Origin of the sequence: Streptomyces sp. SP17BM10, assembly GCF_036322405.1 — a bacterium.
Taxonomy (GTDB): domain Bacteria; phylum Actinomycetota; class Actinomycetes; order Streptomycetales; family Streptomycetaceae; genus Kitasatospora.
Window position 1 is genome coordinate 1 of record NZ_JAQYXB010000285.1, and the last position, 339, is coordinate 339.

The 339-nt window shown below is 61.7% G+C and carries 1 rRNA gene; it reads left to right on the top strand.

Annotated elements, in window-relative coordinates:
• A 16S ribosomal RNA gene (locus PUR71_RS01345) occupies positions 1-339 on the top strand; the annotation flags it as partial.

Here is a 339-nt window from a genome sequence, read left to right on the forward strand (position 1 = left end):
GATATGACCTTCCTCTGCATGGGGGTTGGTGGAAAGCTCCGGCGGTGCAGGATGAGCCCGCGGCCTATCAGCTTGTTGGTGGGGTAATGGCCTACCAAGGCGACGACGGGTAGCCGGCCTGAGAGGGCGACCGGCCACACGGGGACAGAGACACGGCCCAGCCTCCTACGGGAGCCAGCAGTGGGGAAGATTGCACAATGGGCGAAAGCCTGATGCAGCGACGCCGAGTGAGGGATGACGGCCTTCGGGTTGTAAACCACTTTCAGCAGGGAAGAAGCGCAAGTGACGGTACCTGCAGAAGAAGCACCGGCTAACTACGTGCCAGCAGCCGCGGTAATA